Source organism: Polynucleobacter sp. CS-Odin-A6 (assembly GCF_018882095.1).
In the GTDB taxonomy this organism is placed as follows: domain Bacteria; phylum Pseudomonadota; class Gammaproteobacteria; order Burkholderiales; family Burkholderiaceae; genus Polynucleobacter.
Window position 1 is genome coordinate 196,582 of the sequence record NZ_JACVPD010000004.1, and the last position, 14,449, is coordinate 211,030.

Genomic DNA, 14,449 nt, shown 5'->3' on the forward strand with positions numbered 1-14,449 from the left:
AGCGCCGTCAAGGACGCGAAAATGGAAATGAGTCAAAATCGAAGGTTGTTTTAAGGGGTTATTTATTTAGCGATCAATGCACGATTGTGCTAATTGAGGCATTCTCTCCCTTAAACATGGTTTAGCACTAAAAGACATAAAATAGTGGTAACGATTGCGATTATCAATTAGAGAATATAGATTATGAATCACCCAAAAACTTCTGAAGAGGTAAAAGCTGTTGCATTAGCAACGGCAGATGACTTAAGAGAAACCATACGCCGTAAAAGCAAGTTAAAGGGCCGTCAACCAGATGATGCTTCTTTGGCTGAAGTGCGAAGTTTAATTGGGCTTGATGCTTCTCGTCGTGACCTTCTGATTGAAAATTTACACAAGCTGAATGACGAGTACCGTGCGTTGCATGATCGACACTTGGTTGCCTTGGCAAAAGAGATGAATTTGCCAATGGCTGAAGTGTATGAAGTGGCTACTTTCTACCACCATTTTGAAGTGGTGCGTGGCAATGATCCAGTGGCAGACATCACTGTGCGTGTCTGTGATGGCGTCTCTTGTGAACTAGCTGGTGCTAAAGCACTCCTAGAAAAGCTACCTAGCATTTTGGGCAATTCGAAAGTGAAGGTCATAGCAGCGCCCTGTGTGGGTCGTTGTGAGCAAGCCCCTATCGCAGTAGTGCATCAGCATCCAGTCTTGTTTGCATCACTAGATAAGGTGCAGGCGGCCGTTAAAAATGGCATGACCACGCAAGTCATGGCGCGTGATGATGCCCATTTTGAGCCTGCCGGATTCGCAGAGAAGAGCATTTCTCCTTTGGGTCCAAATCAATTGATTTCGCCAGATTATGTTGGGTTCGAAGCCTATAAGGCCAAAGGCGGATATGCCTTAGCGAAAGAAATTGCTGATGGCAAACATAGTATTGAGAGCGTTATCAAGGCCATGGAAAACTCGGGCTTGCGAGGTTTAGGCGGCGCTGGTTTCCCAGCAGGTCGCAAGTGGCGCATCGTTAAAGATCAAGTGGCTCCTAAGTTGATGGCCATCAATATTGACGAAGGTGAGCCTGGAACATTTAAAGATCGCACTTACCTTGAGCGTGATCCCCATCGCTTTTTAGAAGGTATGTTGATTGCTGCGCAAGTAGTTGGGATTGATGCCTGCTACATTTATCTGCGTGATGAGTATCATGGCTGCCGTGAGCTTTTACAGTTAGAGTTGGATAAATTAAAAGCTAACCCACCAATGCCATTGCCACTCATCGAGTTGCGTCGCGGTGCGGGTGCCTATATCTGTGGTGAAGAATCTGCCATGATCGAAAGTATTGAAGGCAAACGGGGTGAGCCTCGTATGCGTCCTCCCTATATTGCGCAAGTGGGTTTGTTCGGAAGACCTACGCTTGAGCACAATATGGAAACCCTCTATTGGGTGCGCGATATCGTGCAACGGGGCCCTGATTGGTTTAGTGCATTTGGCTTGAATGGTCGCAAAGGCTTACGCAGCTTTAGCTTGAGCGGTCGCGTGAAGAACCCAGGTGTGAAACTTGCACCAGCCGGAATTACGATTCAGCAATTGATTGATGATTATTGCGGCGGTATGCAAGATGGCCACCAGTTCTATGGCTACTTACCAGGTGGTGCTTCAGGTGGCATCTTGCCCGCCACTATGAATGACATTCCATTGGATTTTGATACCTTACAGCCTTATGGTTGCTTTATCGGTTCTGCTGCCGTAGTCGTTTTTAGTGATCAAGATCGGGCGCGTGATGTTGCCTTAAATGTGATGCGCTTCTTTGAGCATGAGAGCTGTGGTCAGTGCACGCCTTGTCGGGTAGGCACTGCAAAGGCAGCGCAATTGATGAAAGCGAAATCCTGGGACAAGGGAACCTTAGAAGATCTGGCAACCGTGATGGTGGATGCCTCTATTTGCGGCTTGGGTCAAGCAGCACCGAACCCAATTCGCTGCACTCAGAAATACTTTCCGCAAGAAATTGCGTAAGCCGGTAACAGTCGAGATAAATTATGAATGCACCAACGAATCCTAAAGAGCTTGAACTTCAAACTGTAGAGTTCAAACTTGACGGCAAGACAATCGTTTCTTATGAAGGTGAGACGATTCTCAAGGCGGCTAAACGCCATGGAATTGATATCCCCCATCTGTGCTTTAAAGATGGCTACCGTGCTGATGGTAATTGCCGTGCTTGCGTAGTTGAAATTAATGGCGAGCGTACCTTAGCACCGAGTTGCTGCCGCAGTGCTACTCCCGGAATGGAAGTGCAAGCACTGAGTGAGCGTGCAGTCAAGAGTCAAAAACTGGTACTGGAAATGCTGTTGTCAGACATGCCAGACGAAGGGTTTAAGTGGGTTGGTGATACCGCTGAGGAAGAGCAAAAGCAACAACACGGTGAATTGAGTGTTTGGGCAACCCGCATGGATGTCACCGTGCGGCCCGAGCTCAAAGCGATTCGTCGTCACGAAGTGGTATCAGACTATTCGCATCCAGCAATGGCTGTGAATCTCGATGCCTGTATTCAATGTAATCGCTGTGTCCGCGCCTGTCGTGAAGAGCAGGTCAATGATGTGATTGGTTATGCCATGCGTGGGGCCCATAGCGAAATCGTATTCGATCTCAATGATCCGATGGGTAACTCTACTTGTGTCGGCTGTGGTGAGTGCGTACAAGCATGTCCTACTGGTGCTTTGATGCCAAAAGGTCTGATTGGCTCGCAAATCGTAGATCGTAAGGTCGACTCTGTATGTCCATTCTGCGGCGTAGGTTGTCAGATTACCTACAACGTAAAAGATGAAAAGATTGTGAGTGTTGAGGGGCGCGACGGCCCAGCCAATCACGAGCGTCTGTGCGTTAAAGGCCGCTTTGGCATGGATTACATTCATAACCCACAACGCTTAACCAAACCATTGATTCGTAAAGCGGGCGTTCCAAAGGACGAGACCGCCGCACAAAATCCACAAGATTGGTCCGATATTTTCCGTGAAGCCAGCTGGGAAGAGGCCTTAGAACTCGCTGGTGGTGGTTTAAAGAAACTCAAAGACCAATATGGTAATAAGGTGTTGGCTGGCTTTGGCTCTGCTAAAGGTAGCAACGAGGAGGCCTATCTCTTTCAAAAGCTTGTACGCACTGGTTTCGGTAGCAATAACGTCGACCATTGCACTCGCTTGTGTCATGCATCTTCTGTAGCGGCTTTGCTTGAGGGAGTTGGTTCTGGTGCTGTGAGTAACCAGGTAAACGACGTTGAGCACTCCAGCATGATTTTGTTGATTGGCACCAATCCAACAGCGAATCATCCTGTTGCAGCAACCTGGTTTAAGAATGCGGCTAAACGTGGCACTAAGATTGTGCTCTGCGATCCACGTAAAACGGAGATTAGTAAGCATGCTTGGCGTACTTTGCAATTCAAGCCAGATACCGATGTAGCTTTGCTCAATGCCATGATCTATACGATTATTGAAGAAGGTCTAGTAGATCAAGACTTTATTCAGAATCGTGCCAATAATTTCGAAGCCTTAAAAGAAAATATCAAAGGCTACAGCCCAGAAGCGATGGCACCTCTTTGTGGCATTCCTCCGGAAACCTTGCGTGAAGTAGCGCGTGAATTTGCGACTACGAAATCAGCAATGGTTCTATGGGGTATGGGTATTAGCCAGCACGTACATGGTACTGATAACGCTCGCTGCCTCATTGCCCTTGTTAGTATCACCGGTCAAATTGGTAAGCCTGGCTCTGGTCTACATCCTTTACGCGGTCAGAACAACGTACAGGGTGCCAGTGATGCCGGCTTAATTCCGATGATGTTCCCGAACTATCAACGGGTTGACAATGAAAACGCCCATGCTTGGTTTGAGAAGTTCTGGGATAGCCCGTTAGATAAAAAACCGGGCTACACCGTAGTAGAGATCATGCATAAGATCACTGCGCCGGATAGTGATCCCGATAAGATTCGGGGAATGTATATTGAGGGTGAAAACCCAGCAATGAGCGATCCCGACTTGAATCATGCGCGACATGCCATTGCTTCACTAGAGCATTTGGTGGTTCAGGATATCTTCATGACTGAAACGGCTTTATTGGCTGACGTGGTATTACCCGCATCCGCCTGGCCTGAAAAGTCCGGTACCGTGAGTAATACAGACCGAATGGTTCAGTTGGGTAAAAAAGCCATTGATCCTCCTGGCGAAGCAAAAGCAGACTTGTGGATTATTCAGCAAATTGCAAACCGCATGGGGCTGAACTGGAACTACAAAGGTCCTGATGCAGGCGTTGCTGAGGTATACGACGAGATGCGTCAAGCGATGCATGCAGCAATCAAAGGCATCACTTGGGATCGTCTCGAGAGAGAGTCTAGCGTGACTTATCCTTGCTTGTCTCCCGAAGATCCAGGTCGCCCGATTGTCTTTAACGATAAGTTTGCTACAGCAGACGGCAAAGTAAAACTCGTCCCTGCCGATATCATTCCAGCGAATGAACGTCCTGATGCGGATTATCCGTTTGTACTAATTACAGGTCGCCAACTAGAGCACTGGCATACCGGCAGCATGACCCGTCGTGCTACTGTTCTTGATGCTATTGAGCCGATGGCCACGGTATCCATGAATGGCGAAGATATGACGCAGATGGGCGTATCTGCTGGTGATGTCATTACCGTGCAGTCTCGTCGCGGCGAAGTCAGCATTCATGTGCGTAGAGATGACGGTACTCCACGCGGAGTAATCTTTATTCCGTTTGCCTACTATGAAGCTGCGGCTAACCTGATCACAAACTCTGCACTCGATCCATTTGGCAAGATTCCAGAATTTAAGTATTGCGCAGTCAAGCTAGTTAAAGGTGGTCAGGCTGCGGTGGTATTGGGTTATGGTACTAATGATCCTAGCCGGCAGAAGGTCGAATCGGTTCATTGATCATCGTCATGCTCGAAACAGACCGCCTTTGGGCGGTTTTTTTCTTTAAAAGACCTCACTTTCCATATTGCTACTTTTGTAGTAAAATACTAGAAATAGGAGATTTTTGATGGGTATGCCAGTCAGAATTGATGAAAATCTATACGAAGCAGCCAAATCAGAGGCCAAGTCTGAACATCGGACGATTGCTGGCCAATTAGAGTTTTGGGCTACCGTAGGCCGTGCCGCAATTGATAATCCAGATCTTCCAATTTCATTTATTACTGCCTCGTTGGCCTCTTTAGCAGAGCCGAGGACAGAGGGCACCCCATTTATCCCCCGCTCTAAGAAGATTTAATGGCGCATGCAGTGATTCAAACGCGCCGATTTGCCAGACAATATAAAAAGCTAAATGACAATATCGCCAAGGATGTAGATGCTGCTGTAGGAATTGTTGCTAACAAACCCTCGGTCGGCGAAAGAAAGAAGGGTGATTTAGCTGCGTTGCTGGTTTACAAATTCAATATTAAGAACCAACTCTACTTGCTCGGTTATTCGCTCGATGACGGCTTGAAATTAATCTATCTCGAGGCGATTGGCTCGCATGAAAATTTCTATCGAGGCATCAAGAGATAGTTAACGCAATATGTCATTGCCCTTTAGAATTAGTCATGTCCAATTCAAAACCCCAAACACCTCAATTTGATTCAAAAGCAGAATTACCTGTCCTAATTATTGGGGCAGGCTTAGCAGGCTTAACAGTCGCTCTCCATATGGCTGAAAATCAGCCAGTGATTGTGATGGCTAAGCGTGGTCTCGGAGAGGCTGCTACTGCATGGGCTCAAGGCGGGATTGTGGGAGTGGTGGATAAAGTTCATGACAGTATTGATTCGCATGTAGCGGACACTTTAGATGCTGGTGCGGGTCTTGTCGTGGAATCAACGGCACGCTACATTGCTGAAGAAAGTGCTGAAGCGATTCGTTGGCTTGTCGAGCAGGGCGTTCCTTTTACTGCTGATGAAACTGGCCCTATGGGCTTGCATCTCACGCGTGAGGGCGGACACAGTCAACGTCGTATTGCACACGTGGCTGATGCTACTGGTAAGGCGATTCATGAAGTGCTTTTAGATAAAGCGCGAGCCCATAAAAATATTCAATTACTAGAGCATTGGATTGCGTTGGATCTCATCACCAATCGCCAGTTAGATGCGAAGACTCAACGTACCAAGCCAAATCGTTGTTATGGTGTGTATGCACTCGATATCAAAAATAATCGCGTGGAAACCATTCAAGCGAAATCCGTAGTGCTAGCAACCGGTGGTGTTGGCAAAGTCTATCGATACACTAGCAACCCAGACACCGCGACAGGCGATGGCATTGCGATGGCTTGGCGGGCAGGTTGCCGTGTTGGCAATATGGAATTTATTCAGTTTCATCCAACCTGCTTGTATCACCCTGGCGATCGAACTTTTCTGATTACGGAAGCGATTCGGGGTGAGGGTGGTTTACTTAAGCTACCAAATGGCACGCGTTTCATGCCAGAGCATGATGATCGCAATGAGCTTGCCCCGCGCGATATCGTCGCCAGGGCAATTGACTTTGAGATGAAGAAGCATGGTATTGATTATGTCCATTTAGATGCCACTCATTTAGGCGAAGCTTTTATCAAAGAGCATTTCCCTATGATCTATGCCCGCTGCATGACACTGGGTCTTGACATTACTAAAGAGCCAATCCCCGTGGTGCCAGCAGCGCATTACACCTGTGGCGGTGTAGTGACTGATCTCAAGGGAAAAACCGATTTACCAGGGCTCTATTCAGTAGGTGAGGCAACCTATACCGGTTTACATGGTGCGAATCGTTTGGCCAGTAACTCATTATTAGAGTGCATTGTGATTGGTAAGGCTGCTGCTGCAGATATCTCAATCCTAAAGACACCTGCGATGCCTAAATTGCCTTTATGGGATGAGAGTCAGGTAGAAGATGCTGATGAACAGGTAGTAATTGCCCATAACTGGGATGAGCTACGTTCTTTGATGTGGAACTATGTCGGTATTGTCAGAACAAATCGCCGTCTTGAGAGGGCGTTACATCGCATTAAGTTACTGCGTTATGAAGTGCAAGAGTATTACGCCAACTTTAAGGTCACACGCGACTTAATTGAATTGCGTAACCTCCTGGAATGTGCTGAACTGATCGTGAGATCAGCACTCATGCGCAGAGAGAGTAGGGGGCTGCATTACAGTCGCGATTACCCGGGGACTTGGGCAGTCTCTTATCCGACTATTCTGACGCCTCAGGCAGAGGGAAATTCTGAGGGCGCCAACACTTAATTCTTTAGTGATTGAGACTTAGGTGATTATTCTCATGGAGAAATCCACCGCCTGAATATCCTTAGTGAGCTTCCCGAGAGAGATACGATCAACGCCAGTTGCGGCAATTACGCGCATTTGATCTAAACCGATACCCCCAGAAGCCTCTAGTAATGCTCGGCCATTGGTAAAAGCTACGGCTTCTTTCATTTGCTCTGTGGTGAAGTTATCAATCAAAATACTCTTCGCACCAGCATCCAAAGCTTCTTTTAATTCGGCAAAATTTTCTACTTCTACTTGAATATCCACCCCAGAATTTAATGCCTGCGCAGCCTTCACTGCAGCAGCAACACTACCAGCGGCGGCGATGTGATTCTCTTTGATCAAAATGCCATGCCACAGTGCAAGACGTTGGTTCTGGCCGCCACCTACACGTACCGCGTACTTTTGAGCTTGACGCAACCCCGGAATCGTTTTGCGTGTATCTAACACTGCACAACCTTTAGGATTGGGGCTCACACCGGCAATAGCATCAACGTGCTGCCGAGCAATACTAGCAGTCCATGACAGGGTTTGCAGGAAATTAATGCAAGGACGTTCAGCAGAAAGCAGGGCACGAGAGTTAGCTTCAATCTCACAGACCTTAGTATCGGGTTTCATCACGTCACCCTCTTGGTAATGCCAAGTCACTTTCGCTACAGGGTCTAATTTCTTGAGAGTGCCTTCAAACCAAGCTACTCCACATAGCACTGCTTCTTGGCGCACAATCATTTGCGCATGAACTGGTTTATTAGGAACAAGCTGTGCGGTCCAATCACCTGTGCCGATATCCTCCATTAAGGCATCGGCAATATTGCGTTGACATGCCTGCTCTAAGGTTTCGTTATATTCAAACATTCGTATTCAGACAATTAATTTCATTAGGCAGTGCCAATATTCTTCACAAAGCCATGCTGGGCTTTGGCTAGAAGGTCGGGATGGTTTTGTGTGAAGTCGAGCATACGATCGATACAACCCAGCGCTTTCACTCGGGTAGACTCATCGATGAGGATTTCACCAGAAGCATTTTCTAAGCAACTTAGAATTCCTTGTAAACCATTCATAGCCATCCAGGGGCAGTGAGCGCAGCTCTTGCAGGTCGCACTATTGCCGGCAGTAGGCGCTTCGATCAATACCTTATTGGGGGCGAGTTGGCGCATCCGGTGCAAAATACCGTTATCAGTTGCCACAATATATTCAGTTGCAGTGCCTTCAACAACCGCTTTAATCATGGCGGAAGTCGAGCCCACTACATCAGCAAGATCAACTACTCCCTGAGGGGATTCCGGGTGAACCAAAACCATCGCATTGGGATGCGCAGCCATCAATACTTCTAATTCAACAGCCTTGAATTCATCATGAACAATACAGGCACCATTCCACAACAACATATCAGCACCAGTCTGCTCTTGAATGTAACGACCTAAATGGCGATCGGGAGCCCAAAGAATTTTCTTACCTTCCAGCTTGAGTTGATGCACGATGGCTAAAGCACAAGAGCTGGTCACCATCCAATCGGCTTGAGCCTTCACTGCAGCGCTAGTATTTGCATACACCACTACAACACGATCTGGGTGTAAGGCACGAAACTTGGCAAAGTCACTTGCAGCACAACCTAAATCTAAAGAGCATGTTGCCTCTAGATCTGGCATAAAGATCCTTTTTTCAGGACTCAGTATCTTGGCAGACTCACCCATAAAGCGCACACCAGCAACAATGAGATTTTTAGCGGAATGGTTTTTGCCAAAGCGCGCCATTTCCAAAGAGTCGGCTACATAACCACCAGTCTCCAAAGCAAGGTCTTGAATATCCCCGTCGACATAGTAATGAGCCACTAGGGCAGCCTCTTTCTCAATCAGTAACTGCTTAATACGGGCTATTACTGTGGCCTTTTCAGCACCATGAAGTTGGGGAGGTGTCTTGGCCCAAGCTTGGGCGGTACAAGTTACGCCAGTAGAGTCTTGCTGTGGGAAATCGTAAGCGATAGGAGGTGAAGTCATAAGCAATTTTATCTCTATTACGCCAACTCGAGAGAGCCTACCATTTCATGACTTAAAAGGGTAGCGCGGCTCCTGGCTTAGCGGCTAGTAAAACAGCCTTAAATTCTGCCTGAATGCGTTTGATAGCCTCTTCGCTGTCTGCCTCAAAACGCATCACTACTACCGGTGTTGTATTGGATGGTCTCGCTAAGCCAAAACCATCAGCGTATTCGACGCGCACACCGTCAATCGTATTAATAGATTCAGCAGTTGGGAAATTGGCATTCGCCTTGATGGTTTCTAGTATGGAGAAAGGCTCGCCTTCAGCGCAGGCAAGTTGCAACTCAGGAGTGCAGATCGCATTGGGTAAGTTGTTAAGCGTGTCACTTGGATTCTGTTCTTTACTCAGAATCTCCAATAAACGTGCGCCGGTATAAAGACCATCATCAAAACCAAACCAACGGTCTTTGAAGAAGATATGACCACTCATCTCGCCAGCGAGTGGGGCACCAGTTTCTTTTAGCTTGGCTTTGACTAAAGAGTGACCCGTTTTCCACATGATGGGTTCGCCACCATGTTCTTTTACATAAGTTGCTAGATTACGAGTGCACTTCACATCGTAAATAATCTGGCCGCCAGGATTTCTGGATAGAACGTCTTTGGCAAATAACATCATTTGACGATCTGGGAAAATGACCTGAGCATCCTTAGTTACTACCCCTAAGCGATCGGCATCTCCATCAAAGGCGAGGCCCAATTCGTTATCGGTAGTCTGGAGGTTCTTCATGAGATCTTGTAAGTTCTCAACATGCGCTGGATCTGGATGGTGATTCGGAAAGTGACCATCGACTTCACAGAACAGCTCTTGCACTTCACAACCAAGCGCTCTTAAGAGCTTACCAGCGAATGCGCCACCAACACCATTACCGCAATCAACCGCAATCTTCATTGGACGAGCCAACTTGATGTCACCCACAATATAGTTGAGGTACATTGGGAAAATGTCAAAGGTACTTCTTGTTCCTTGCCCAGTGACAAATTGCTTGGCTTCAATGCGCTTACGCAAGTCCTGAATTTTGTCACCGTAAATAGCTGCAGTACCCAAAACCATTTTGAAGCCGTTGTAATTCGGGGGATTATGACTCCCAGTAATCATGATGCCGGACTTGGGTGTCTTGCCATCAATGGTGTGATTGGCAGCAAAGTAGACCATTGGTGTGGCGACCATGCCTAAATCAATCACATTAATGCCAGTAGAAAGTAAGCCCTCGGTAAGGGCTTCAATTAAGCTGGGGCCAGACAGGCGACCATCACGGCCGATGACGATATCGGTTTCACCAAGTTGATGCATCTCCGTACCAAAGGCCTGACCAATGAGTTTGGCAATAGAGGGATCTAAAGTCTCATCAATAATGCCACGGATGTCATATGCTTTAAAAATTGAAGGGGATAGTTTCACTTTGAATCCTGGTGTTATTAATGGGCTATTTCGATGATTGAATTAAGTCCCTCACAAGCCTCCTGAAAAAGGGCTGGCGGCAGACTCTTCCATGGGTGAGGTCTTGCGGAGCGTAGGCGCCAATCAAAAGATTTGGGTTGATGAGTCAAGATAAAAACAGACTCACTTCGACCAACCGAAAATTTGATTGCAAAGGGATTGGTTTCATTAGACTTAGCATGCGTCATGGGAAGGCCAATCACAATGCCAGTTTTTTCATTAAATGCTTTGGGTGAGAGGATTAGCATGGGATGCTCATCTTTCATTTCTTTTCCCAGTTGCGGATTAAAGTTAATCCAAATCATGTCCCTGCGCTCAGGAACCCATGTCTTCAATTTTTCCGCCATTAAATATTTTCTTTTCCAACGGGTGTTGATGCCATTACTTCGCCGCCATGCTTTTTTGGATCAAAGGCTTTCAGCTTTTGATTAAGGCTAAGTTTAGGCTTACCAACCACTCTGAGTAAAACGCCATCTTTAACAACCTCTACAGAAATCGGGACACCCTGAGCCAAATGAGCAGCCTTCGCAATAGGCGAGGTGATTCGAACGCCCAATCCATTACCCCATTCTTGGATAGTCTGTTCTACCTTTAGTGCTGGAGCCATGATTTACTCCTATTTAAATGTTTATACAAGTTTAAACAATTTGTCAGCTTAAGTCAAATCGAATAGATTGACGAGGGTGCAGTCTTATGAATTTAATAAATTAATACGGCCGGCAGTTACAGCGTCAATATCTGCACTGGCCTGAATATTACTCTGGTGACTTGCGAGGGCTTTTTCGATTGGCTTGGCCAATACCTTGCCGTATTCCACTCCAGGCTGATCAAAGCTATTGATATTCCAAAGCGCGCCTAATGTCGCTGCGCGATTCTCGTATAAGGAAAGTAGGGCGCCAAGATAAAAAGCATTGAGCTTTGGCAGCAACAAGAGGTTACTCGGGCGCTTGCCTGGGTATACATCATTTGGATTGCTAGCATCTTTGCCATTTGCCAAAGCTTGAGCTTGGGCCAAACAATTAGAAAGCAGAATGCGATGGTGCGCCTCAGCTTCTGGCCTATCACTCATTGGCTCGCGCACGGCAATGAAATCAATCGGGATAATTTCGGTACCTTGGTGTAAGAGCTGGAAGTAGGAATGTTGTGCATTGCTACCCGCACTACCAAAGACGACTGGCGAAGAATGTTTGACGGGTTTACCATCACGGTCAACGCTCTTGCCGTTACTTTCCATATCGAGTTGTTGTAGCCACTTTGGAAACCAATCTAAAGCATCCGCATATGGAATGGTTGCATAAGCCTTGATGTCATGCTGCTCTTGCTGGTGTAGTAAAGCGAGCGCCATGATGACGGGCAGGTTTTCCTCTAAAGGTGCATTCTTAAAATGGAGATCCATGGCTTCTGCACCAGCCAAAAATTCTTTAAAAGTTTCAAAGCCGTATTGCAGGGCAATTGGCAAGCCAACGGCTGACCAGACTGAGTAGCGCCCACCGACCCATTCCCAGAAAGGGTAAATATGATCTTCCTCAACACCAAATTCTTTGGCAGCAGGAATATTGGCAGTCACCGCATACAAACTATGTGCAACTTGACTTTTAGAGCATCCACTACTTTTTAGCCAAGCCATAACAGCCTTCGCATTCATGGAGGTTTCAAGGGTGGTGAATGACTTCGATACCACTATCACGCGAGTGCTATGCGGATGAGCGCGAGCCAAGATACGAGCCAGTTCGGCGGTATCAATATTGGCCAAGAAATGTATCCGCATCCCTCGACTTTCAATACTAGGTACATGGGCTAAAGCTTCAATGGCGAGGCGAGGACCAAAATCTGAACCACCAATGCCAATATGAATGACATCTGTCACTCCGGTCCACTTATTGCAAAGTGCTTCTATACGGCGCCAGACCTCAGCAACTGCCGGCATGACATCGGCACCATTAATAAATACAGGCGTCTTAGAGAGATTGCGCAAAGCGGAATGTAAAGCGGGGCGATCTTCACTATGATTGATATGCTTGCCAGCAAACATATCTGCAATAAATTGCTCTAGGTGACTTTGGCGAGCAGAGGTAAACAGCTTTTTCCAGCCCGCACCGTCGATACCTTGATAGGCGGTATCGAGCACTATATCGAGAGCTGAATGGGTATTTTGGTTGGCTAATTGACTTTGCAAAGACATTTCCAGATTTTATCAATAAGGCCATCAATATCTCCTTAAAACGCTCAAAATGTTACGATTTAGCGTAGATGAGTACATTGATAACAACATTGGCATCACTAATTCAGATGTTAAGGCTATAAAGGCCATTAGAAAGATCCTAAATGGAGCAGGTCGATTGTGTAGTAATAGGTGCTGGTGTAGTTGGCTTAGCGGTTGCGCGAGAAATGGCCTTGCAAGGCCGAGAAACTATTTTGCTCGAGCGAGAAGATTCTTTTGGGACAATCAGTAGTGCGCGCAATAGTGAAGTGATTCATGCAGGAATTTATTACCCAAAAGATTCTCTGAAGGCCAAGCTTTGTGTAGCAGGCAATCGCCTCTTATATGAATACTGCCGCAGCCATCAGGTGAATACAAAAGCCTACGGCAAACTCATTGTCGCTGCTGATGCAAGCCAGCTAGACGATCTGCAAGCCATCCTTTATAAGGCTCAAAATAATCAAGTTCCCGATATCAAGATGATTTCAGGTATCGAGGCAAAGACGCTTGAACCTCAACTGCAATGTGAGGCAGCGCTTCTTTCAGGTTCTACTGGTGTAGTGGATAGCCATGGCTTCATGCTTTCTTTACTAGGCGGCTTTGAGGATGCGGGTGGCATGGTTGCCTATCAATCTCCCTTAGTCAGCGCCAAGCCCATTGGCAATCATGCTGAAGGGGGTTTTGAGCTCACCATTGGCGGTGCTGATGGTGTGACAATTCAGACGAAGTTACTGATCAACTGCGCAGGACTGAGTGCCCCAGCGCTGGCCCAAAAGATTGAGGGCTTATCTAAAGAGCAAATACCGAAAGCGTATTTTGCAAAAGGCAATTATTTCTCGCTTTCTGGAAAATCCCCATTTACTCATTTGATTTATCCCATCCCTGAGCCAGGTGGTTTAGGTGTGCATCTGACTCTCGACATGGGTGGTCAAGCCAAGTTTGGACCAGATGTAGAGTGGCTAGCAATTGAAGAAGAGGGGCAAATTAGCTACACGGTGGATCCCAAGAGGGGTGATGACTTTTATGCTGCTGTTAGGCAATATTGGCCTGGTCTTAAGGATGGGGCGCTTCAGGCCGATTACTCTGGCGTGAGGGCCAAGATTGTTCCTCAGAATACGCCAGCGGGAGACTTTTACTTCAATGGGCCCGAGCAGCACCAGCTTCAGGGTCTATTTAACCTCTACGGCTTTGAGTCTCCAGGCCTGACCTCAAGCCTGGCAATTGCGCAGTATTTGGAGGCGCAAATCAAAAGTTCTCTATAATTCAGGACTCAAATCGCGAAGGAAGAGTGGCAGAGCGGTTGAATGCACCAGTCTTGAAAACTGGCGAGGATGAAAGTCCTCCGTGAGTTCGAATCTCACCTCTTCCGCCAAGTCAATAGGTATTACAAGGGTTTGTGGCAATACAACAGCCTTGTTACCAAAATCGTTACCAAAGCCACTCTGCGGGGTGGCTTTTCTTTTGGCATTGAGGGTCTGCTTTCGGCCATTAGCGGTCGCTTGGGATGATCGGATGGTTGATTCCTTGCACTTACGCAG

The 14,449-nt window shown here is 47.0% G+C and carries 13 protein-coding genes and 1 tRNA gene; 8 read left to right on the forward strand and 6 right to left on the reverse strand.

The features are described 5' to 3' along the window. Positions 1–183: 183 nt before the first annotated feature. The 5 genes from ICN15_RS09975 (at position 184) to nadB (ending at position 7,216) form a co-directional block, all read left to right on the forward strand. Positions 184–1,986, forward strand: coding sequence for an NADH-ubiquinone oxidoreductase-F iron-sulfur binding region domain-containing protein (locus ICN15_RS09975; protein WP_216202587.1), 1,803 nt, complete (start codon positions 184–186; stop codon positions 1,984–1,986). Positions 1,987–2,009: 23 nt separating this feature from the next. After that, the gene (fdhF, locus tag ICN15_RS09980; RefSeq protein ID WP_216202588.1) at positions 2,010–4,904 is read left to right on the forward strand and encodes a formate dehydrogenase subunit alpha; all 2,895 of its coding nucleotides are present in this window, start codon (positions 2,010–2,012) and stop codon (positions 4,902–4,904) included. Positions 4,905–5,013: 109 nt separating this feature from the next. After that, the gene (locus ICN15_RS09985) at positions 5,014–5,241 is read left to right on the forward strand and encodes a ParD-like family protein (RefSeq protein WP_216202589.1); all 228 of its coding nucleotides are present in this window, start codon (positions 5,014–5,016) and stop codon (positions 5,239–5,241) included. Beyond that, on the forward strand, positions 5,241–5,519 hold the full coding sequence (locus tag ICN15_RS09990) for a type II toxin-antitoxin system RelE/ParE family toxin (RefSeq protein WP_216202590.1): 279 nt from the start codon (positions 5,241–5,243) through the stop codon (positions 5,517–5,519). The genes ICN15_RS09985 and ICN15_RS09990 overlap by 1 nt, the downstream gene beginning before the upstream one ends. Positions 5,520–5,554: 35 nt before the next feature. Further along, on the forward strand, positions 5,555–7,216 hold the full coding sequence (gene nadB / locus ICN15_RS09995) for an L-aspartate oxidase (RefSeq protein ID WP_216202591.1): 1,662 nt from the start codon (positions 5,555–5,557) through the stop codon (positions 7,214–7,216). Positions 7,217–7,234: 18 nt separating this feature from the next. On the opposite strand, the gene nadC is transcribed toward nadB, so the two are convergent. The 6 genes from nadC to pgi all read right to left on the reverse strand — a co-directional run bounded on the left by nadC (position 7,235) and on the right by pgi (position 12,893). After that, positions 7,235–8,092: a carboxylating nicotinate-nucleotide diphosphorylase gene (gene nadC / locus ICN15_RS10000; protein WP_216202592.1), complete on the reverse strand. Its 858-nt coding sequence runs from the start codon at positions 8,090–8,092 to the stop codon at positions 7,235–7,237. Between the two features lie 23 nt (positions 8,093–8,115). Beyond that, positions 8,116–9,234 carry a quinolinate synthase NadA gene (gene nadA / locus ICN15_RS10005; protein ID WP_216202593.1) on the reverse strand — a complete coding sequence of 373 codons (1,119 nt, stop codon included), beginning with the start codon at positions 9,232–9,234 and terminating at the stop codon, positions 8,116–8,118. A 52-nt stretch (positions 9,235–9,286) separates the two neighbouring features. Further along, positions 9,287–10,672 (reverse strand): phosphomannomutase/phosphoglucomutase, encoded by a 1,386-nt coding sequence (locus tag ICN15_RS10010; RefSeq protein ID WP_216202594.1) that lies wholly within the window; start codon positions 10,670–10,672, stop codon positions 9,287–9,289. Positions 10,673–10,689: 17 nt separating this feature from the next. Further along, positions 10,690–11,058, reverse strand: coding sequence for a type II toxin-antitoxin system PemK/MazF family toxin (locus tag ICN15_RS10015; RefSeq protein ID WP_216202595.1), 369 nt, complete (start codon positions 11,056–11,058; stop codon positions 10,690–10,692). Beyond that, complete coding sequence (locus ICN15_RS10020; protein WP_216202596.1) at positions 11,058–11,318, reverse strand: PbsX family transcriptional regulator; 261 nt, start codon at positions 11,316–11,318, stop codon at positions 11,058–11,060. The genes ICN15_RS10015 and ICN15_RS10020 overlap by 1 nt, the downstream gene beginning before the upstream one ends. An 84-nt stretch (positions 11,319–11,402) precedes the next feature. Beyond that, on the reverse strand, positions 11,403–12,893 hold the full coding sequence (gene pgi, locus ICN15_RS10025) for a glucose-6-phosphate isomerase (RefSeq protein WP_216202597.1): 1,491 nt from the start codon (positions 12,891–12,893) through the stop codon (positions 11,403–11,405). Between the two features lie 143 nt (positions 12,894–13,036). On the opposite strand from pgi, the gene ICN15_RS10030 reads away from it, so the two are divergent. The 3 genes from ICN15_RS10030 to ICN15_RS10040 all read left to right on the forward strand — a co-directional run bounded on the left by ICN15_RS10030 (position 13,037) and on the right by ICN15_RS10040 (position 14,419). After that, positions 13,037–14,173, forward strand: a complete 1,137-nt coding sequence (locus ICN15_RS10030) for an NAD(P)/FAD-dependent oxidoreductase (protein WP_216202598.1) — start codon at positions 13,037–13,039, stop codon at positions 14,171–14,173. Between the two features lie 20 nt (positions 14,174–14,193). Further along, positions 14,194–14,283, forward strand: a tRNA-Ser gene (locus ICN15_RS10035). Beyond that, on the forward strand, positions 14,243–14,419 hold the full coding sequence (locus ICN15_RS10040; RefSeq protein ID WP_216202599.1) for a hypothetical protein: 177 nt from the start codon (positions 14,243–14,245) through the stop codon (positions 14,417–14,419). The genes ICN15_RS10035 and ICN15_RS10040 overlap by 41 nt, the downstream gene beginning before the upstream one ends. Positions 14,420–14,449 lie beyond the last annotated feature (30 nt).